14 protein-coding genes are annotated in these 19,114 nt (G+C 74.6%); 8 read left to right on the forward strand and 6 right to left on the reverse strand.

Going from position 1 to position 19,114, the window contains the following annotated elements:
* The first annotated feature begins 40 nt into the window (after nt 1-40).
* On the forward strand, nt 41-1,072 hold the full coding sequence (add, locus tag E1285_RS17740; RefSeq protein WP_132153382.1) for an adenosine deaminase: 1,032 nt from the start codon (nt 41-43) through the stop codon (nt 1,070-1,072).
* Nucleotides 1,073-1,079: 7 nt separating this feature from the next.
* Here the strand turns inward: add and E1285_RS17745 are convergent, their stop codons facing one another.
* Nucleotides 1,080-2,324 carry a DUF1266 domain-containing protein gene (locus E1285_RS17745; protein WP_132153384.1) on the reverse strand — a complete coding sequence of 415 codons (1,245 nt, stop codon included), beginning with the start codon at nt 2,322-2,324 and terminating at the stop codon, nt 1,080-1,082.
* 136 nt (nt 2,325-2,460) lie between these two features.
* Between E1285_RS17745 and thyX the strand changes: the two genes are divergently transcribed.
* Complete coding sequence (gene thyX, locus E1285_RS17750) at nt 2,461-3,258, forward strand: FAD-dependent thymidylate synthase (protein WP_132153386.1); 798 nt, start codon at nt 2,461-2,463, stop codon at nt 3,256-3,258.
* A gap of 45 nt (nt 3,259-3,303) precedes the next feature.
* Nucleotides 3,304-4,026, forward strand: a complete 723-nt coding sequence (locus E1285_RS17755) for a dienelactone hydrolase family protein (protein ID WP_132153387.1) — start codon at nt 3,304-3,306, stop codon at nt 4,024-4,026.
* A 23-nt stretch (nt 4,027-4,049) separates the two neighbouring features.
* Here the strand turns inward: E1285_RS17755 and E1285_RS17760 are convergent, their stop codons facing one another.
* Nucleotides 4,050-4,454 (reverse strand): PaaI family thioesterase, encoded by a 405-nt coding sequence (locus E1285_RS17760; protein ID WP_132153389.1) that lies wholly within the window; start codon nt 4,452-4,454, stop codon nt 4,050-4,052.
* Nucleotides 4,455-4,562: 108 nt separating this feature from the next.
* On the opposite strand from E1285_RS17760, the gene E1285_RS17765 reads away from it, so the two are divergent.
* Nucleotides 4,563-5,363 carry a helix-turn-helix transcriptional regulator gene (locus E1285_RS17765; protein WP_132153392.1) on the forward strand — a complete coding sequence of 267 codons (801 nt, stop codon included), beginning with the start codon at nt 4,563-4,565 and terminating at the stop codon, nt 5,361-5,363.
* Between the two features lie 4 nt (nt 5,364-5,367).
* Here the strand turns inward: E1285_RS17765 and E1285_RS17770 are convergent, their stop codons facing one another.
* The gene (locus E1285_RS17770; protein ID WP_132153394.1) at nt 5,368-6,495 is read right to left on the reverse strand and encodes a globin domain-containing protein; all 1,128 of its coding nucleotides are present in this window, start codon (nt 6,493-6,495) and stop codon (nt 5,368-5,370) included.
* Between the two features lie 528 nt (nt 6,496-7,023).
* On the opposite strand from E1285_RS17770, the gene E1285_RS17775 reads away from it, so the two are divergent.
* Together E1285_RS17775 and E1285_RS17780 are read left to right on the forward strand one after the other, a co-directional pair.
* Nucleotides 7,024-7,773, forward strand: a complete 750-nt coding sequence (locus E1285_RS17775) for a gamma-glutamyl-gamma-aminobutyrate hydrolase family protein (protein WP_132153396.1) — start codon at nt 7,024-7,026, stop codon at nt 7,771-7,773.
* A 97-nt stretch (nt 7,774-7,870) separates the two neighbouring features.
* Complete coding sequence (locus E1285_RS17780; protein ID WP_132153398.1) at nt 7,871-8,809, forward strand: alpha/beta hydrolase; 939 nt, start codon at nt 7,871-7,873, stop codon at nt 8,807-8,809.
* Here E1285_RS17780 and E1285_RS17785 read toward each other — a convergent pair whose 3' ends face one another.
* Entirely contained in the window at nt 8,810-9,991 is a 1,182-nt protein-coding gene (locus E1285_RS17785) for an acyl-CoA dehydrogenase family protein (protein WP_132153400.1), read from the reverse strand.
* A 71-nt stretch (nt 9,992-10,062) separates the two neighbouring features.
* Complete coding sequence (locus tag E1285_RS17790; protein WP_132153402.1) at nt 10,063-10,647, reverse strand: TetR family transcriptional regulator; 585 nt, start codon at nt 10,645-10,647, stop codon at nt 10,063-10,065.
* 197 nt (nt 10,648-10,844) lie between these two features.
* Between E1285_RS17790 and E1285_RS17795 the strand changes: the two genes are divergently transcribed.
* Nucleotides 10,845-14,072, forward strand: coding sequence for a carboxyl transferase domain-containing protein (locus E1285_RS17795; RefSeq protein WP_132153404.1), 3,228 nt, complete (start codon nt 10,845-10,847; stop codon nt 14,070-14,072).
* Between the two features lie 19 nt (nt 14,073-14,091).
* Here the strand turns inward: E1285_RS17795 and E1285_RS17800 are convergent, their stop codons facing one another.
* Nucleotides 14,092-14,883 carry an SDR family NAD(P)-dependent oxidoreductase gene (locus E1285_RS17800; RefSeq protein ID WP_165966660.1) on the reverse strand — a complete coding sequence of 264 codons (792 nt, stop codon included), beginning with the start codon at nt 14,881-14,883 and terminating at the stop codon, nt 14,092-14,094.
* Between the two features lie 274 nt (nt 14,884-15,157).
* Here E1285_RS17800 and E1285_RS17805 point away from each other — a divergent pair, with 274 nt between their 5' ends.
* Nucleotides 15,158-19,108 carry a Pls/PosA family non-ribosomal peptide synthetase gene (locus tag E1285_RS17805; RefSeq protein WP_132153408.1) on the forward strand — a complete coding sequence of 1,317 codons (3,951 nt, stop codon included), beginning with the start codon at nt 15,158-15,160 and terminating at the stop codon, nt 19,106-19,108.
* Nucleotides 19,109-19,114 lie beyond the last annotated feature (6 nt).

The following is a 19,114-nucleotide window of genomic DNA, read 5'->3' on the forward strand; positions in this document are numbered from 1 at the left end:
CGTCTGTCATGGCAGGTCCACCGGCTGTTAGCTTCGCGGCGTGCCCACCTCAACCACATCCATCGAGGCGTTCATCGACGCCCTGCCGAAGGCCGAGCTCCACGTACACCTCGTGGGCTCCGCCTCGGTCCCCACCGTCCTCGAACTCGCCCGCCGCTACCCGGACGGGCCCGTCCCGGTGGACGAGCGGGAGCTGCGCGCGTTCTACGAGTTCCGCGACTTCCCGCACTTCGCCGAGGTGTACGAGTCCGTCTCCAGCCTCATCCGGACGCCCGAGGACGTCGGGACGCTCGTGCTCGGGACCGCCCGCGACCTCGCCGCGCAGAACGCCCGCTACGTCGAGCTGACCGTCACTCCCTACACCCACCAGCGGGCCGGGATGCCGATGCCCGCGATCACCGAGGCGCTCGACCACGCCGTCCGCGAGGCCCGCGACCGGCACGGCATCCGCGTCGCCTACATCTTCGACATCCCCGGCGAGTTCGGCGCCGAGGGCGCCCGCGGCACCATCGACCACGCCCTCGGCCATCCGCCGGAGGCGCTCGTCGGATTCGGGATCGGCGGCATCGAGCAGGTCCGCCCGCCGCACCGGGACGCCTTCCGGGACGCGTTCGCCGCCGCCCGGGCGGCCGGCCTGCGCAGCCTGCCGCACGCGGGGGAGATGACCGGGCCGGAGACGATCTGGGAGGCGATCGAGGGCCTCGGCGCCGAGCGCATCGGCCACGGCATCAGCTGCATGGACGACCCGCGCCTCATCGCGCACCTGCGCGAGACGCAGATCCCCCTCGAGGTGTGCCCGACGTCCAACCTCCGCACCGGGCAGGTCGCCGATCTCGCCGCCCACCCCATGCCGAGGATGCTGGAGGAGGGCCTCTTCGTCACCCTCAACAGCGACGACCCGCCGATGTTCGACACCACCCTCACCGGAGAGTACCGCGTCGCCGCCGAGGTCTTCGGCCTGGACCGGGCCGGGCTGGCGTCCCTGGCCCGCAACGCCGTCACGGCCTCGTCCCTGGACGAGGAGGGCCGCCGCGCGATCCTCTCCGACATCGACGCCCTGGCCGGCGGCTAGGCCGGGGCTAACCCCAAGCCATGCGTCGCCAAGGGCTGTCGGGGTCCTCGGCGAGGACGCGGTGGCCGGCGAGGGAGCGCTCGTACCATTCGCCGAACCCGCCGTCGTCGAACCGCAGCATCCTCCCGAGGACGTACCCGGCGGAGAACGAGCCCCACGACGAGTACACCTGGTTGGCGCGCCCGCCGGCCGTGAGGACGCACTTCTCGGCCTCCTCCGCGTCGCAGTAGCCGGCGTTCAGGCCCCAGCGGGCCATGTTGACCGCGCGCCCGAAGTCGTAGCCGTAGACGCTCTCGACGATGCCGTCCGGCTTGAGGAGACCGTCCGCCCGGAAGCGCGCCTCGTACCGCAGGATCAGGTCCGGCAGCTCGGCGACCTGCCGGATCGTCTCGTCCGGGATGTCGCGCTCGCGGCACCAGGCGGCGACGGCCTCGCGCCACTCCCGCTGGCCGGTGCCCCTTTCGCGCTGGTCGAGGACCATCTGGATCGCGGGATCGCTGTTCTGCGCGTCGAGCAGCACGTCCATCCGCTCGCGCCAGGTCTCGTGATCGGTGACGCCCCAGTCGCGCTCCAGCAGCACCTTGTCGTCACCGGGACTCCGGTCCTGTTCGCCGAGCCTGTTCCACGCCACCCCGTTGCCGACGGCCAGATGCGCCCCCACGGCGAGGGCCGCCGCCAGGCGCCCCCACGAGGCGTTGTCCGGATCGGAGACGAGGATGTCGTAGTCCCGGTCGGGGCGCCGCTCGGCGTCGGCGAGCAGCTTGGCGACCTGCCGCTGCCCCTCGCCGTCCGGCGGCATCTGCGCCAGCAGTTCCCGCAGCGGCCGCGGCGCCCCGCGCGCCCCCGCGTCCTTGACGATGAGCCGCGCGGCATGGACGCCGGCCGCGTCGGCGCGCTTGCGATCGTGCAGTGACCAGAACGCGCTCATCGCCGACCACGCGCGCCGGGCGGCCTCGCCGGTCCGGCCGGCGGCGGCCAGGACGTGCGCCGCCTGCGCGTCCACCCCCGCGCGGACCTCGGCGGGCATGGACGCGGCGGCGCGGTCGAGGGTGTCCAGCATCCGGTGCGCCGCACCGGTGTCGCCCGCGGCGGCCAGCGCCCGCGCGCACCTCGCCCGCGCCGCGACGGCGGCCGCCAGGTCGCCGCGCCCCTCCATCTCCCCGGCGACCTCCTTGTAGGCGGCCGCGGCCTCCCCGTGCTTCCCCTGCCGCTCGAACTTCCTCGCCCGTTCGAGCATGCCCTGATACGTCATGGTCCGTCCCCTCCGTCCGCCCACCGTACCGGCCGGATGATCTCCAGGGGCGGGCCTTTCCGCAGCCCAGGTCGCGACCGTCCTGCCGTGGTGGTTTCCTAGGGGCGACGGAAACGACCCGTGGGGGGATGCGAGAGTGAAGAGCGTCGAGCCTGAGGTGTACCTCGTTGCGCGGCCCGAGCTGGACTACGACGAGGTCGCCCGCTACCTGCGGGATGTGGGCGGGGAGAGCTGGCTGGAGCGGCTCGACCGGGGCGACCTCGAAGACGAGCTCAACGACCCGCAGAACCTCGCCGAGTTCGCGGGCCGGCTCTGCTACCGCTCCTGGGAGCCGGGCCTCAACCCCAACGTGGTGAAGGTCCGCACCGACTCCGGCCAGTACCTGCAGAACATCCTGCGCAGCCTGCACGGCTCGGTGCTGGAGCACGTCAGCTTCAGCTTCGTCCTGCACAACGTGAGCCGCGTGCTCACCCATGAGCTTGTCCGGCATCGTCCCGGTGTGGCCATTTCGCAGGAGTCGTTGCGCTTCGTCCGGCTCCAGGACATCCCGTTCTGGTTCCCCGAGTGGGCACGAGAGGACCCGGAGCTCATGAAGCGCGCCACCGCCATGCTGGAGCAGATGGAGGAGTTCCAGGGCTGGATGGCCGGGCACTTCGGCCTGGACGACGAGGGCGTGCCGTTCAAGGAGAAGAAGCACAAGACCTCGTTCATGCGCCGCTTCGCCCCGGAGGGCGTCGGCACGGGCCTGGTCTGGACGGCCAACGTCCGCACGCTGCGCCACACCCTGGAGAACCGCACCGCGCCCGGCGCCGAGGAGGAGATCCGCCTGCTCTTCGGCAAGATCGGCGAGGTGATGCGCAAGGAGGCCCCGGACCTGTTCGGCGACTACGTCATCGAGGACGGCGCCTGGATCCCCGAGTGGCGCAAGGTCTGACGTCCGCCCGGCCGCCCCGCCCGGGGGGCCGTATTGTTGGACGGTATGTCTGACATCACGATTCCCGCGGGTGAGCGGGAGCTGCCGGGGTACCTCGCCGTTCCCGAGGGGGAGGGGCCCTGGCCCGGCGTGGTCATCGTGTTCGAGGCGATGGGCGCGAACGAGGACATGCGCGCCCAGGCCGACCGGTTCGCGGCCAACGGATACCTGGCCGTGCTGCCGGACCTCTACGACGGCGCCCCGTGGATCCGCTGCGTCACCAAGGCGATGCGGGACATGCGCTCCCGGCGCGGCCCGGCGTACGACCACATCGAGGCGGCGCGGGCGTGGCTGGCGGGACGGGACGACTGCACCGGCGACGTGGGTGTCTGCGGGTTCTGCATGGGCGGCGGGTTCGCGCTGGTCGCGGCGGCGAAGTACGACTTCCAGGCCGCCGCGGTGAACTACGGCATGCTGCCGCGCAGGCCGGAGGAGGCGCTGCGCGGCGCGTGCCCGATCGTCGCGAACTACGGCGGGGCCGATCCGACGCTGCGCGGGGCCGCGGGCAAGCTGGAGCGGGCCCTCGGCGGCGCCGGTGTGACGCACGACGTGAAGGAGTACCCGGCGACCGGGCACAGCTTCCTCACCAAGGCTTCGCTGCCCGCTCCGCTCGGCCCGGTGGCGAAGATCGCCTTCGGGATGGGCCGGGGCCGGGAGAACGCGGCGGACGGCTGGGACCGGATCTTCGCCTTCTTCGGCGAGCACCTCTCGGAAAAATCTACAACGTAAAAGCGTCGGGCCGGTCGTTCAGGTCAGGGACGCAGAACCGCCTGGGTCTGGGTCACCTGCGCCGTGCGACGGCCGCCGGCGTCGAACAGATCGGTCTGGACGACGATCGAGGTGCGGCCGGTGTGCAGCGGGCGGGAGACGCCCCGGACCCGGCCGTCCTTCACGCCGCGGAAGAAGTTGGTCTTGGACTCCAGCGTCGTGGTCGACGCGCCGGGCGGCAGGTTGAGGAACGCGCAGGCCGCGCCGAGGGTGTCGGCCAGGGCCATGAGCGCGCCGCCGTGCATGACGCCGCCGGCGGTGCAGCGGTCCGGGGCCCAGTCCAGATGGCCGGTGACCTCCTCGGGCCCGGCGGTGTCGATCTCCACGCCGAGCGCGCGGGCGAAGGGCATGGCGTCGGCGAGCTGGTCGGGTGTGAGCCCGGTGGTCATGGAGCCTCCTCGGAATGTCCGGCCCCACTCTGGCGACCGGGGCGTGTCCGCGTCCATTACCCCGCACGTAATCGCCCTGGTGACGGGTCCGCGGGTAGCGTCGGTGCGATGACGACGGCGTTGAGTGATGTGAGGCCGGTGGGGGACCAGTTGCGCGCGTGGCGGCAGCGGCGCAGGCTGAGCCAGCTGGAGCTGGCCTCGGAGGCCGACGTGTCGACGCGGCATCTGAGCTTCGTGGAGACGGGGCGTTCGGCGCCGAGCCGGGAGATGGTGCTGCGGCTGGCCGAGCACCTGGACGTGCCGCTGCGCGACCGAAACCTCCTGCTGGTGTCGGCGGGCTTCGCGCCGGTGTTCGGCGAGACGCCGATCGAGGAGCCGAGGATGGATTCGGTCCGGGCGGCGCTGAGGCAGGTGCTGGCAGGGCACGAGCCCTACCCGGCGGTGGTCGTCGACCGGTTCTGGAACCTGATCGACGCCAACGGCGCCGCCGCGTTCTTCATGGAGGGCGCGCCGCCGGAGCTGCTGGAGCCGCCGCTGAACGTGCTGCGGCTGAGCATGCATCCCGCCGGAATGGCCAGGAACATCCTGAACCTGGCGGAGTGGCGCGCCCACATGATCGACCGGGTTCGCCGGCATGTGGCGCTGACCGCGGACGCGTCGCTCGCCCAGCTCTACCGGGAGCTGCGGAGTTTCCCGGGGGACGTGGGGGAGGCGATGGCGCCGCCCGAGGGCAACGAGGTCTTCGTCCCGCTGCGGATCCGGCTGGACGGGCGCGACCTGTCGTTCTTCAGCACGATCGCGACGTTCGGCACGCCCGTCGACATCACGGTGGCGGAGCTGGCGATCGAGTCGTTCTATCCGGCGGACGAGGCGACGACCGCGTTCCTGCGGGAGCGCGCCGGGTGGTGAGCGCTCAGTCCTCGGCGGCGAGCAGGTCGTGGTGGATGCGGGTGAGGGACATCCCGTGGCGCTGGAGCGCGGTGACGGTCCGCCGGACGAGCGGTACGGGACCGGCCACGTAGGCGTGGTGGTCCCGCCAGCCGGGGACGCCGTCCAGGAAGCCGGGCAGGACATCGGGGACCCGGCCGTGCAGGTCGCCGGGCCCCCCGGGTGAGCGCGACAGGACGGGGACGATCCGCAGGCGGGCGGAGCCGGACTCCAGCCGCCGCAGTTCGGCCAGGTCGTAGAGGCCGCGCTCGGTGCGGGCCCCGACGACGAGGCGGACGTCGCGGCCGGTCCCGGCGGCCTGCTCGGCGAGCGCCTTCATCGGGGCGAGGCCGGTGCCGCCCCCGACGAGGAGCAGCCCGCGGCCGGAGCCCGGTTCGAGCGTCATGGTGCCCGCGGCCGGGCCGAGCAGCACGGTGTCGCCGGGCGCGCAGTGCCGTACCAGCGCGCCGCTCACCCAGCCGGCGGGGCGGGCGCGGACGTGCAGGCTGATCGTGCCGTCGGGGCGGGGCGCGTTGGCGATCGAGTAGGACCGCCAGACGCGGGGCCAGCGGGCGGTCTGCACGCTCACGTGCTGGCCCGGCAGGAACGCCAGCGGCCGCTCGGGGCGCAGGGTGAGGACGGCGAGGTCGTGGTCGCGCCTGTCGTGCCCGGTGACCTCGGCGACCCACCACGGCGGCCGGTCGGACGCGTCCCGCCCGGCGGCCGCGATCATGGTCGCCGCGGCGGACCGGTAGGCGCTCGTCCAGGCGTCCTCGGCCTCGGCCGTCCACACGTCGGCGGCGAAGGTCCGCACCGTGGCGATCAGGGCGGTCTCGACGGCGGGGTAGTGCTCGCGCAGGACGCCGTACTTGCGGTGGTCGCGGCCGAGCCCGCCGAGATGGCGGGTGAGCTCCTCGGGGTTGTCCTGGCTCCAGACGATCCGGGTGAGGGCGTGGAAGAACCGGTCGTGCTGGGTGCCCATCCCGGGCGGGAACAGGGCGCGCAGGCGGGGTTCGCGGGCGAAAAGGCGGCCGTAGAAATAGTTCATGGCGCCCGCCGGGTCCGCTTCGAGACGGTCGAAGGTCTCTTTGACGATTCGGGGTTCCGGTGACATTCTCCAGCTCGCCCCCTTGGGCTTTTGGAGGACGGGCACAGGGATTCCGCGGCGGTGGCGCCGCATCCGATGCCCGGCTTGCTGAGATTCTCGCACCCGATTCCGCAGGTCCTCAAGCGGAGCCTCCGCCGGGCTCCCGGATCGTTCCGCTGAGTAGTCGGCGGTTAATTCTCCGTGAGGGAATATTCCGGGAAAAGGTCACGCATACTGATCGGTACCCGCCGGGCGTCGGCGACCTTCCGCTACCGCCGCCGATCGCGGGGCATGATTCTCCACCCAAGTGGAAGATTTCAGAATTCTTCGGTCTCGTACCCCGGCCGGCCGTCCCCGGCGGGCCCGTCCCGCCGGACCGATCTCGCCACTTCCGACTGCGAAGATCCGCCCCGTGCGGCAAGCTGGCCGGTGGAAGGCCGGGGGACGGGACGGCCCGAGGGGGCGGGTGAGGCACCATGAGGTGCAGCCGGACACGACGCATCACCCGAATCGGATGCCGTCCTGTGGCCAACGCTCAGCAGAGGGGAATCACGCATGTCAGAGGCCATCCGCGGGGCGCCGTCCCCGGACGCAGGTGAGCGCCCGCCACCGCTCATCGGGATCACCACTTACCAGGAGCCGGCCCGCTGGGGGGTCTGGGTGCGCGAGGCCGCGCTCCTGCCGGTCCCGTACGTGCGCTCGGTCGAACGGGCCGGCGGGGTCCCGGTCATGCTGCCCCCGACCGCGACCCTGCGCGGGCTGGACGCGCTGGTCGGGCGGCTGGACGGCATCGTCATCGCGGGCGGAGGCGACCTCGACCCCGACCTGTACGGCGCCGTCCGGCATCACGAGACGGGCCCGCCCCAGCCGCAGCGCGACCGCTTCGAGCTGGCGCTCGCCCGCGCGGTCGTGGACGCCGACCTGCCGTTCCTCGCCATCTGCCGGGGCATGCAGGTGCTGAACGTGGCGCGCGGCGGCGCCCTGATCCAGCACCTGCCGGAGGCGGTGGGCCACCAGGGCCACGCGCCGGAGACCGGTCTGGTCGGCTCGCACCCGGTGCAGATCAGCGGCACCAGCCTCGTCGGCAAGATCATGGGCGACTCCGCGGACGTCCCGGCCTACCACCACCAGGCGGTGAGCCGGCTCGGCAAGGGGCTGTCCGCGGTGGCCTGGGCTGAGGACCAGGTGGTGGAGGCGGTCGAGCTGCAGGGCCACCGCTTCGGGCTCGCCGTCCAGTGGCACCCGGAGGAGGGGGACGACGGGCGCCTGTTCGAAGCCCTGGTCGCCGAGGCCGCCGGCCGCTGAAAGGGCGGCCCGCGGGGGAGCGGAGGGGTTGACCTCACCGGCAGGGGGGAAGGCGATCGGTAGATTCCAGTGCGTATCCCCCGCCGGAGGCCGCCGCATGCCCTTGCACCCGCAGACCGTGAGCTTCCTGGAGGTGCTCTCCTCCTGGACGGCCGCGCCACCGGACGCGGGCGGCCGGGCGGAGCCCACGATCCAGGAGATGCGGGCCCGGACCGGCGCGGCCTTCCCCGCCGCCCGCCGTGAGCTGCCGCAGGTCCGCGATCTCGCCGTGCGCGGGCCCGGCGGTCCCGTTCCGGTGCGGCTGTACCGTCCGGAGCCTCCCGAGCACGGCCCGCTGCCCGCGCTCGTCTACCTGCACGGGGGAGGATGGGTTCTCGGCGGGGTCGACGACGTGGACGGCGCGTGCCGTGATCTCGCCGCCGACGCCGGGTGCGCCGTCCTGAGCGTCGGCTACCGGCTGGCCCCGGAGCACCCGTTCCCCGCGGCCGTGGACGACGCCTGGGCCGTCGTGGCGTCGGTGGCGCGGGAACCGGACCGCTACGGCGTCCAGCCCGGCGCGGTCGCGGTCGCCGGTGACAGCGCCGGCGGCAACCTGGCGGCGGTCGCGGCGCTGCTGGCCCGCGACCACGGGGTGCCGCTCGTCCACCAGCTGCTCGTCTACCCGGTGACCGACACGGCGATGGACACCCCGAGCTGGCGGGAGTACGGGTCCGGATACGGGCTGGACGCCGGGTCGCTCGCCCGGTTCATGGGGCTCTACCGGGGCGGCGCCGACCCGTCGGACTTCCGGCTGGCGCCGCTGCGCGCCCCGGACCTGGCCGGCGCCGCACCCGCCACCGTGATCACCGCCGAGTGCGACATCCTGCGCGACGAGGGCGAGGCGTACGCGCGCCGCCTCGCCGCCGCCGGGGTGCCGGTGGAGCTGCGCCGCTACGACGGCGTCGTGCACGCGTTCTTCCTGCTGCCGGAGATCTTCGACGCCGGCGCCCGCGCCAGGGATTTCGCCGTGCGGCGGCTGCGCGCGGCGTTCGGGTGATCAGTACGACCTGGGCAGGCCGAGCTCGTGCTGGGCGATGTGGGCGAGGACGAGCTCCTCGGCGACCGGGATGTTCTTGGCGATGCGGGCGTCGCGGAACATGCGGGCGACCGGGTACTCCAGCGAGTACGCCATGCCGCCGTAGGTCTGGAACGCGCGGTCGGCCGCCTGCCAGGCCGCGTCCGCGGCGGTGAGCTTGGCGATGTTGGCCTCCGACCCGCAGGGGCGGCCCCGGTCCCACAGCCAGGCGGCCTTGTAGGTCATCAGCCGCGCCAGCTCCACCTGCGCCTTGATCCGGGCGAGCGGGAACGCGATGCCCTGGTTCGACCCGATCGGCTTGCCGAACGGCGCCCGCTCCCCGGCGTACTCGCACGCGATCTTCAGGACCAGCTCGCCGGACCCGACGCCGCCGGCGGCGGCGAGGATGCGCTCGGGGTTGAGGATGTCCCACAGGACGGCGAACCCCTGGTCGACCTCGCCGAGGACCCGCTCCGCCGGCACGCGCACGTCGTCGAGGAACACCATGCTGGACGCGACGGTGTTGGTGCCGAGCTTGGGGATCGGCTGGTAGCTCAGCGTGCCCGCGGCGACGGCCTCCTTGACGTCCACCAGCAGGACGGTGAAGCCCGACGTGCGGGGACGCGCCTCGGCGGCCGGGACCGTCCGGGTGACCAGGACCAGGTGGTCGGCGCGCTCGACGCCCGAGATCCAGATCTTCTGGCCGCTGACCACGAACGCGTCGCCGTCGCGGCGGGCCTGGGTGGTGATGTTGATGGAGTTGCTGCCCGCGTCCGGCTCGGTGATGGCGAAGCAGGTCTCGATCTCCCCGGAGGCGATCTTCGGCAGGAACTCGCGCTTCTGCTCCGCCGTCCCGTGGCGGGCGATGGTCAGCCCGCCGAACGCGGGCGTGAGCAGGTACATGAACGACGCGGCGCCGCCGGCGCCGCCCTCGGCGAGCGACTCGAGGGCGACGGCCAGCTCCAGCAGGCCCTGCCCGGCGCCCCCGTACTCCTCCGGGATCGCGAGGCTGTGCCAGCCGCCCTTGACCAGTTCCCGCCAGACCTCGTCGGGCCAGCGCTTGTCCGCGTCGCACCGGCTCCAGTAGTCCTGGTCGTACTTCCCGGCGATCGCCAGCACGCCCTCGCGCACCGCGGCCGCGCTCTCCGGCAGGTCGAAGTCCATCGCGCCTCCTCGCATTCGCTGTCGGCCCAACGGTAGCCGACCGAAGTAAGTGTCCACTGACACGGGGCCGGTCAGCCGCCGGCGGGCGGTTCCGGCGCGGTCAGGTAGCGGGTCACCATCCGGGCGACGAAGTGGGCGGTCCTCTCCGGCGGGCCGGACGGCAGCATGATGTGGCTCATCGTCAGCCGCACGGCGGCGTCGGCGATCTCGGTGAGGGCCTCGCCGTCCAGGTGCGGCCAATGGCGCAGGGCGTGCTCGGCGATGCGGGCGCTGGCGGTGAACAGGACCGGCTCGGCCTGCGTGGTGAGCAGCGGCAGCATCTCGTCGCCGCCCGCGCCCGTCAGCACCGCCTTCTTCAGCTGGTCGTCCGCCGACATCTCCAGCGAGAACATGACCGCGGCCGTCACCGCCGAGTACAGGTCGTCGTGCTCGGACAGCACCGCGTCGATCCCGTCGAGGTAGCGCTCGTTGTCGCGGATCACGACCGCCTGCGCCAGCCCCCACTTGTCGCCGAACTCGTTGTAGACGGTCTGCCGGCTCACCCCGGCGGCGGCGGCGACGTCCTGCATGCGGACGCCGCGGTATCCGCGCTCGACCAGGAGGCCGGCGGCGGCGTCGAGCAGGGACTCGCGGACGGAGCGGCCGGCGGTGCCCATGGGTCGTCGTTCCTCCGGAGTGTGATGGTGAGGTGGCGGCCTCACCCCACCATTATCACCCGCGCGCCGCGCCGGGTCCCGGGGCGCACCGCCGCTTCGCCCGCCTCTAAAGTGAGGCCCCTCTGGAGTGCGGCCTCGCCGAAGCACGGGCTCTCCGAAGCGGGGCCGCGCCGGGCGAGGCGAGGTGAGGAGGACGGGTGAGCGGAATCCTTGTGGCCAACCGCGGCGAGATCGCGCTGCGGATCGTCCGGGCCGCGGCGGAACTGGGCCTGCGGACGGTCGCCGTGCACACCCGGGACGAGGCCGCCGGGCGGCACGCCGCGCCGCACACCCGCCGCGCGGACGAGGTGCGGGCGCTGCCCGGCGAGGGCGTCGCCGGGTACCTCGACGCGGACGCCCTGCTCGCCGCGGCCAAGGACGCGGGCGTCACGGCCGTCCACCCCGGCTACGGGTTCCTCAGCGAGAACGCCGAATTCGCCGCGCGCTGCGCCGCCGCCGGGCTGACGTTCACCGGTCCCCGCCCGGAACTCCTGGAGCTGTTCGGCGACAAGACCCGCGCCCGCGCGCTCGCCCGGGAGGCGGGCGTGCCCGTGACGCCCGGCACGGCGGGCCCGGTGAGCCTCGCGGACGCGGAGGCGTTCGCCCGCGAGCACGGCCCGGTGATGCTCAAGGCCCTCGCCGGGGGCGGCGGGCGCGGGATGCGCGCCGTCACCGATCCGGGCGGCATGGCCGCCGCGTACGAGCGGTGCCGGTCCGAGGCGCTGGCCTCGTCCGGCGACGGCGGCCTGTACGCCGAGAAGTACGTGCCGCGCGCCCGCCACATCGAGGTGCAGGTGGCCGGTGACGGCTCCGGCGCGGTCACCCATCTGTGGGAACGCGACTGCAGCGTCCAGCGGCGGCACCAGAAGCTGATCGAGATCGCGCCCGCGCCCGCGCTTGCGGAGGAGGTCCGGGACGCGCTGCTGGACGCGGCGGTCGGCATGGCCGCCCGCGTCCGGTACGACGGCATCGGCACGTTCGAGTTCCTCGTCGCCGGCGCGGAGTTCTGGTTCCTGGAGGTCAATCCCAGGCTCCAGGTCGAGCACACCGTGACCGAGGAGATCACCGGCGTCGACCTGGTGAAGACGCAGATCCGGCTCGCGCTGGGGGAGGACCTCGCCGCCGTGGGCCTGGGCGGCGGGCCGCCGCGCGCGTCCGGCTGCGCCGTCCAGGTCCGCGTCAACGCAGAGACCCTCGACGCGGACGGCACGCCGCGGCCGGGGGCCGGGACGCTGACCGCGTTCGCGCCGCCCTCGGGGCCCGGTGTCCGCGTCGACACCCACGGCTACGCCGGCTACCGCACCAGCCCGCGCTACGACCCGCTGCTGGCCAAGGTCATCGCCCGCGCGGAGGACCTGCCGTCGGCCGCCGCCCGCGCGCACGGCGCGCTCGGCGAGTTCGAGGTCGCGGGCGTGGCCACGAGCATCCCGCTCCTGCAGGGGATCCTCCGGCATCCCGGCTTCACGTCCGGCGGCCTCGACACGTCCTTCGTCGCCGGCCATCTGCCCGAGCTGCTGGACAGCGAGCATCGGCGCTACTACGTCGAGAGCGTCGTGGACGAGGCCGGCTCCCCGGCCGCCGCGGTGCCGGACGCGCCCGCCGGCACGGTCGCCGTCGCCGCCCCCATGCAGGGCACGGTTGTGAGCGTCGACGTGGCGGAGGGCGACCTGGTGCGGGCCGGGACGCCCGTCGCGGTCCTCGAGGCCATGAAGATGGAGCACGTGATCAGCGCGGGCGAGGCCGGCATCGTGCGGGCCGTCGCCGCCGCGCCCGGGGACACGGTCGCCGAGGGCGCCCCGCTGCTGTTCGCCGAACCCGCCGAAGCGGACGGCGGCCACGCCGCCGAGGAGGCCGAGGCGGACCTCGGCGAGATCCGCGCCGACCTCGCCGAGACGCTGCGGCGGCACGAGACCGGCCTGGACGCGTCCCGTCCGGAGGCGGTCGCCAGGCGGCACGCGCGCGGCCACCGCACCGCCCGGGAGAACATCGAGGACCTGTGCGACCCCGGCACGTTCGCCGAGTACGGGGCGCTGGCCATCGCCGCGCAGCGGCAGCGCCGGTCCCTGGAGGACCTGATCGAACGCACCCCCGCCGACGGCATGGTCTGCGGCCTCGGGGACGTGAACGGCGCGCAGGCCGTCGTCATGTCCTACGACTACATGGTGCTGGCCGGGACGCAGGGCCACCAGAACCACCGCAAGACCGACCGGATGCTCGACATCGCCCTCCGGCGCCGCCTGCCGCTCGTCCTGTTCGCCGAGGGAGGCGGGGGACGGCCCGGCGACACCGACACCTCGTCGGTGTCCGGCCTGGACGTGCCGACCTTCCACGCCATGGGCAGGCTCAGCGGCACCGTCCCGTCCGTCGGGATCGCCTCCGGGCGCTGCTTCGCCGGCAACGCGGCCCTGCTCGGCTGCTGCGACGTCATCATCGCGACCCGCGACGCCAACATCGGTATGGGCGGGCCCGCGATGATCGAGGGCGGCGGGCTCGGCGTGTTCGCGCCCGAGGAGATCGGCCCGATCGGCGACCAGGAGCCCAACGGCGTCGTCGACGTCGTCGTGGAGGACGAGGCCGAGGCCGTCGCCGCCGCCCGCCGGTACCTGTCCTACTTCCAGGGGCCGCGGGACGAGTGGACCTGCGACGACCAGCGGATCCTGCGGCACGTCGTCCCGGAGAACCGGATGCGCGCCTACGACGTGCGCCGCGCGATCACCCACCTCGCCGACACGGGGTCGGTGCTGGAACTGCGCCGCGCGTTCGGGATCGGGATCATCACCGCGCTCGTGCGGATCGAGGGGCGCCCGATGGGGCTGATCGCCAGCAACCCGGCGCACCTGGGCGGCGCCATCGACCGCGACGCCGCCGACAAGGCCGCCCGGTTCCTGCAGCTGTGCGACGCCCACGGCCTGCCCGTCGTGTCCCTGTGCGACACGCCCGGCTTCATGGTCGGCCCGGACGCCGAGCGGACCGCCACCGTCCGGCACTTCAGCCGCATGTTCGTCGTCGGCGCGAACCTGCGCGTCCCGATCATCACGATCGTGCTGCGCAAAGGCTACGGGCTCGGCGCGCAGGCCATGGCGGGCGGCGGGTTCAAGGCGCCGCTCGCGACCGTCGCCTGGCCCACCGGCGAGATCGGGGGCATGGGCCTGGAGGGCGCCGTCCGGCTCGGCTTCCGCAAGGAGCTGGCGGAGGCCGACGACCCGGAGGAGCTGTTCGAGAAGATGGTCGCCGCCGCCTACGAGTACGGCAAGGCGCTCCACGCCGCCACGGTCTTCGAGCTGGACGACGTCATCGACCCGGCGCTGACCCGCCGCTGGATCACCACCGCGTTCGCGTCCGCGCCGCCGCCCGGGGAACGCAGCCGCTGGATCGACACCTGGTGAGCGCCGGTCCCGGTGGGCGTCACACCAGCCTGTCGCGGGTCCATTCCTTGACGCCCGCGACGAACGCGTCGACGTCGGCGGCCTTGCCCGAGGCCATCTCGGTGAACCAGCCCGGCACGTACTGCTCGAAGCGCCCCTCGTCGAGGACGTTCAGGACGGCGGCGGCGACCTCCTGCGGCGGCAGCGCCTCCGAGACGTCGCTGAGCGGCTCCTCGTTGCCGGGGAGCGTGAACAGCTCGGTGCCGGCGATGAGCGCCGGCTGGACGACGTGGACCTGCACGCCGGTGCCGTCCAGGTCGACCGCCATGCTCTCCCAGAACGCGGTGAGCGCCGCCTTGGACGCCGCGTAGGCGGCCTCGTGCGGCGGGCCGAGCCGCGCCGCCACCGAGCCCACCGCCACCAGATGCCCGCGCCCGCGCTCGATCATGCCGGGCAGCAGGGCCAGCGTGAGCCGCACCGGGGACAGGTAGTTCAGCCGCATCACGTCCTCGGCCTCGGCGTGGGACAGGTCCTGGACGCGGCGCCGCTTCGGCATCCCCGCGTTGTTGACCAGCACGTCCACGGCGCCGAACTCGCGCTCGACCGCCTTGGCGAGGCCGTCGATCCCGTCCAGGTCGGCGAGGTCGGCGACCCACATCGCCGAGCCCGGCGCGTGCGTGCGGCAATGCGCGAGCACCCGTTCCAGCCTGTCCTCGCGCCGCGCCACCAGCCCGACCCGCGCCCCGGCCCCGGCGAGCGCCTCCGCGACGACCGCGCCGATGCCGGACGAGGCTCCCGTGACCACCGCGGTCCTGCCGTCCAGCTTCGCCATGCAGCCCAACGTCACACACCCCGCCCCGCCCGGCAAGCCGCACCACCGCCCGGGGCTGTTCACGGCCATCGAGTAGAGTGTCCCGATCAGCGGTATTCGCGCGCCCCCGCGGCCCACAAGGCCCGGCCGGAGCGCGGCCGCGGGGATCGGCGAGATCCCAGGTGGCGCGAGCGGCGCGCCCCCCGGCGGTGAGGGCGCACCGGCTCCGGTGGGACGGAGCGGGCGACACGGTGCCCCGGACGTAGTGGCCGCCGGCCGCCTGGACACCGGGGGAATGTTGCGTCCACTCACGGCCGGGCCCGAGCACGCCGTCTTCCGATCGCGGAGCGCGCCTCCCGAGCGGACCCTCCTGGACGTCCTGGACGCGACCGTCCTGCGGCACCCGTACGCGCCCGCGCTGGACGACGGCACCACCCGCCTCGACTACGAGGGACTGCGCGCCGAGGCCGCCGCCCTCGCCAAGGAGCTGGAGCAGGCGGGGGTCGGCCGCGGCGACCGGGTCGGGATCCGCGTCCCCTCGGGCACCGCCGACCTGTACATAGCGGTCCTCGCCGTCCTCGCCGCGGGCGCCGCCTACGTTCCCGTCGACGCCGACGACCCGGCCGAACGCGCCGCGACCGTCTTCGGCGAGGCCGGCGTCTGCGCCGTCATCGGGGAGCACCGCGAGCTCACCCTCCGCGCCGCCCCCGGCGGGCGCGCCGGCCGCCCGGAACCCGGCGACGACGCCTGGATCATCTTCACCTCCGGCTCGACCGGCAGGCCCAAGGGCGTGGCCGTGTCCCACCGCGCGGCCGCCGCGTTCGTGGACGCCGAGGCGCGGCTCTTCCCGGCGCGCGAGTCCGACCGCGTCCTGGCCGGGCTGTCGGTGGCGTTCGACGCGTCCTGCGAGGAGATGTGGCTGGCGTGGCGGCACGGCGCCTGCCTGGTGCCGGCGCCGCGCTCGCTCGTGCGCACCGGCGCGGACCTCGGCCCCTGGCTCGCCGGGCGGGGCATCACGGTCGTGTCCACCGTCCCGACGCTCGCCGCGCTGTGGCCCCCCGAGACCCTCGACGGCATCCGGCTGCTGATCTTCGGCGGCGAGGCGTGCCCGCCCGAGCTGGCCGCCCGCCTCGCCGTCCCGGGACGCCGGGTCTGGAACACCTACGGGCCCACCGAGGCCACCGTCGTCGCCTGCGCCGCCCCGCTCGGCGGCACCGGCCCCGTCCGGATCGGCCTCCCCCTCGACGGCTGGGACCTCGCCGTCGTCGACCCGGCCGGCGAGCCCGTCGCCCCCGGCGGAACCGGCGAGCTCGTCATCGGCGGCGTCGGCCTCGCCCGCTACCTCGACCCCGCCAAGGACGCCGAGAAGTACGGGCCGCTGCCGTCGCTCGGCTGGGAGCGCGCCTACCGCAGCGGAGACCTCGTCCGGGCCGACCCGGCCGGCCTCGTCTTCGTCGGCCGCGCCGACGACCAGATCAAGCTGGGCGGCCGCCGGATCGAGCTCGGCGAGGTCGACGCGGCGCTGCAGGCCCTGCCCGGCGTGACCGGCGCCGCCGCCGCGGTCCGCGAGACGCCCGCCGGGCACCGGCTCCTGGTCGGCTACCTCGTCACGGGGGATGGGGTCACCGGGGACGGGTTCGACGCCGCCGCGGCGCGGGAGCGGCTGGCGGAGGCCCTGCCCGCCGCGCTGGTGCCCCGCCTCGTCCGCGTGGACACCCTCCCCACGCGGACGTCCGGGAAGGTCGACCGGGACGCGCTGCCCTGGCCGATGCCCGGAGCGGGCGACCCGGACGGGCCGGACGCGCACGCCGGCGCCGAACCGCTCAGCGAGGCCGAGGAACGGCTCGCGGCCATGTGGGCCGAGGTACTGGGGGAGAGCCCGGCCGCCCCCGGCGCGGACTTCTTCGCGCTCGGCGGCGGCAGCCTCGCGGCGGCGCGGCTGGTGTCGGCCCTGCGACCGCACCACCCGTCCGTGTCCGTCGGCGACGTCTACGAGAACCCCACGCTGCGCGGCCTCGCCGCGCATCTGGGGGACCGGGGACCGGAGAGCACGCAGGCGGGGCCGGTACCGGAACGGGCCGTGCGGCCGGTGCCGGCGCGGGCGTCCGCCGTCCAGGCGCTGCTCATGATCCCGCTGCTGACCGCCGGCGCCATGCGGTGGGTCGTCGGCCTGGCGGCCCTCGGCAACCTCGCCGCCCGCTACGCCCCGGCCGCCTTCCCGTGGGCGCCGGCCGTGTCATGGTGGGCCGTCCTGGCGGGCGCGCTGCTGTTCGCCGCGCCGCCCGGCAGGATGGCGCTGGCCGCCGCCGGCGCGCGGCTCCTGCTGCGCGGCCTGCGGCCGGGCACCTACCCGCGGGGCGGCGCCGTCCACCTGCGGCTGTGGACGGCCGAGCAGCTCGCCGCCCGCCTCGGCGCGGCCGAACTGTCGGCCGCGCCCTGGCTCGCCTTCTACGCCCGCGCGCTCGGGGCCCGCATCGGCCCGGACGTCGACCTGCACACCGCGCCGCCCGTGACCGGGATGCTCTGGCTCGGCCGCGGGGCGGCGATCGAACCCGAGGCCGACCTGAGCGGCCACTGGCTGGACGGCGACGTCCTGCACGTCGGCGAGATCCGGGTCGGTGCGGACGCCGTCGTCGGCGCCCGGGCCGTGCTGTTCCCCGGCGCCCGTGTCGGGAAGAAGGCGCAGGTCGCGGCGGGCTCGGCGGTGACCGGGCGGATACCGGCGGGGCAGCGCTGGGCCGGGGCCCCCGCCGTGCGCAGGGGCAAGGCCAAGCGGCACGGCGACACCGCCCGGCCGCCGAGACGGCGCCGCTGGACGCTGGCGTACGGAGTGTCCGCGCTCGGGCTCAGCCTGCTCCCGCTGATCGCGGCGCTGCCCGGCCTCGCGGTCCTCGGCCTCTTCGTGCACGGCACCGCGAGCCTGGGGGACGCCCTGCCGGCGGCCCTGGCGTCAGTGCCCCTGGCCACCCTCGCGGGCATGAGCGCGTTCGCGGCGATCACCCTGGCCTGCGTGCGCCTGCTCGGCCTCGGGCTGCGCGAGGGCGAGCACCCGGTGCACAGCCGGCAGGCGTGGCAGGCGTGGGCCACGAGCCGCCTGATGGCGGCGGCTCGCGTCTGGCTCTTCCCCCTGTACGCCAGCGTCCTCACCCCCGCCTGGCTGCGCGCCCTGGGCATGCGGGTCGGCCGCGACGTGGAGGCCTCGACCGTCCTCGCGCTGCCCACCATGACCTCCGTCGACGACGGCGCGTTCCTGGCCGACGACACGATGGTCGCGGCCTACGAGCTGGGCGGCGGGCGGATGCGGATCGCGCGGGCCCGCATCGGCAAGCGCGCGTTCCTCGGCAACTCGGGCATGACGGGCCCCGGCCGCAAGGTGCCCAAGGGCGGCCTGATCGGCGTCCTGTCGGCGGCGCCGAAGAAGGCCAAGGCGGGCGCGTCCTACCTGGGCATGCCGCCGGTGCGGCTGAGCCGCAGGGCCGACACCGCCGACCAGTCCCGCACCTACCGGCCGTCCCGCCGGCTCAAGGCGGCCAGGGCGGCGGTCGAGGCGTGCCGCGTCGTCCCGGCGATGTGCACCGTCGCGGTCGGCGTCCTGGCCGCCGCCGCGCTCGCGGGGCTCGCCGCCGCCCTCGGGGCCGGCGCCGCCGCGCTTCTGGGGGGCGCCGTCCTCACCGCCGCCGGTGTCCTGGCCGCGGCCGTCGCGGCCGTGGCCAAGTGGGCGCTCGTCGGGCGGATCACGCCCGGCGACCGGGCGCTGTGGAGCTCGTTCGTCTGGCGCAACGAGCTGGCCGACAACTTCGTCGAGGTCCTGGCGGCACCGTGGTTCGCCGAGCCGTGGCTCGGCACCGCGCCACTGAACCTCTGGCTCCGCTCGCTCGGCGCCCGCATCGGACGCGGCGTCTGGTGCGCCACGTACTGGCTCCCCGAGGCCGACCTCGTCCGGCTCGGCGACGGCGCGTGCGTCAACGAAGGCTGCGTGCTGCAGACCCACCTGTTCCACGACCGGATCATGCGGGTCGACTCGGTCGTCCTGGACCGCGGCGCGACGCTAGGCTCCAACGGGGTGATCCTGCCCGCGGCCTCGATCGGGGCCTGCGCCACCGTCGGCCCCGCGTCCCTGGTGATGCGCGGCGAGCAGCTGCCCGCCGGGACCCGGTGGCTGGGCAACCCGATCGCCGCCTGGACCCCGGCCGCCGCGGACCGCGACGGCACCGGACGACGAACCGAGGAACCGCACCGACCGTGAACACCC

The organism is Actinomadura sp. 7K507 (assembly GCF_004348425.1).
Taxonomy (GTDB): Bacteria; Actinomycetota; Actinomycetes; order Streptosporangiales; family Streptosporangiaceae; genus Spirillospora.

Excerpts from the sequence above, each read along its gene's own strand:
- E1285_RS17745 (WP_132153384.1), bottom strand. The coding sequence starts at position 2,324 with ATGACGTATCAGGGCATGCTCGAACGGGCGAGGAAGTTCGAGCGGCAG.
- E1285_RS17755 (WP_132153387.1), top strand. The coding sequence starts at position 3,304 with ATGTCTGACATCACGATTCCCGCGGGTGAGCGGGAGCTGCCGGGGTAC.
- E1285_RS17760 (WP_132153389.1), bottom strand. The coding sequence starts at position 4,454 with ATGACCACCGGGCTCACACCCGACCAGCTCGCCGACGCCATGCCCTTC.
- E1285_RS17765 (WP_132153392.1), top strand. The coding sequence starts at position 4,563 with ATGACGACGGCGTTGAGTGATGTGAGGCCGGTGGGGGACCAGTTGCGC.
- E1285_RS17770 (WP_132153394.1), bottom strand. The coding sequence starts at position 6,495 with ATGTCACCGGAACCCCGAATCGTCAAAGAGACCTTCGACCGTCTCGAA.
- E1285_RS17775 (WP_132153396.1), top strand. The coding sequence starts at position 7,024 with ATGTCAGAGGCCATCCGCGGGGCGCCGTCCCCGGACGCAGGTGAGCGC.
- E1285_RS17780 (WP_132153398.1), top strand. The coding sequence starts at position 7,871 with ATGCCCTTGCACCCGCAGACCGTGAGCTTCCTGGAGGTGCTCTCCTCC.
- E1285_RS17785 (WP_132153400.1), bottom strand. The coding sequence starts at position 9,991 with ATGGACTTCGACCTGCCGGAGAGCGCGGCCGCGGTGCGCGAGGGCGTG.
- E1285_RS17790 (WP_132153402.1), bottom strand. The coding sequence starts at position 10,647 with ATGGGCACCGCCGGCCGCTCCGTCCGCGAGTCCCTGCTCGACGCCGCC.
- E1285_RS17800 (WP_165966660.1), bottom strand. The coding sequence starts at position 14,883 with ATGGCGAAGCTGGACGGCAGGACCGCGGTGGTCACGGGAGCCTCGTCC.
- E1285_RS17805 (WP_132153408.1), top strand. The coding sequence starts at position 15,158 with ATGTTGCGTCCACTCACGGCCGGGCCCGAGCACGCCGTCTTCCGATCG.